Origin of the sequence: Limnospira sp. PMC 289.06, assembly GCF_032350395.1 — a bacterium.
Classification (GTDB): Bacteria; Cyanobacteriota; Cyanobacteriia; order Cyanobacteriales; family Microcoleaceae; genus Limnospira; species Limnospira platensis.
In genome coordinates, this window is record NZ_JARPLC010000538.1 from 1 (window position 1) to 349 (window position 349).

Here is a 349-nt window from a genome sequence, read left to right on the forward strand (position 1 = left end):
ACGCCCTGCTGTAATGGTAGGGATATGCTAACAGGTCACGGTTTGATTGTAAGAAATAGAGTCTAGTAGGTGTACAAATGGCGATAGCGAGTTTAAAGAGAGGATTTGGCAAGCCCAAACCAACCAAGACTACGAACAACGCATGGAAGGCAATCCCATGGACTAAGGTTCAGCGGAAAGTTTTCAAGCTCCAAAAGAGTATATTTCAAGCGGCTAAATCGGGACAGGATGCAAAGGCTAGAAGGTGGCAACGTCTATTGGTGAAATCATATTATGCCCGACTCTTAGCAGTTCGACTGTAGGGGCGGGTTCCACGGTCAGCCATGCTTCCCAACAGTCAGCTTAATAA

1 protein-coding gene is annotated in these 349 nt (G+C 46.4%); it reads left to right on the plus strand.

All coding sequences use genetic code 11. The features are described 5' to 3' along the window. The first annotated feature begins 77 nt into the window (after positions 1 to 77). Positions 78 to 302 (plus strand): reverse transcriptase N-terminal domain-containing protein, encoded by a 225-nt coding sequence (locus P5674_RS26175; protein WP_014275842.1) that lies wholly within the window; start codon positions 78 to 80, stop codon positions 300 to 302. Positions 303 to 349 lie beyond the last annotated feature (47 nt).

What these genes read in the sequence shown, in the direction of transcription:
- P5674_RS26175 (WP_014275842.1), top strand. Translation starts at nt 78, where the DNA reads ATGGCGATAGCGAGTTTAAAGAGAGGATTTGGCAAGCCCAAACCAACC.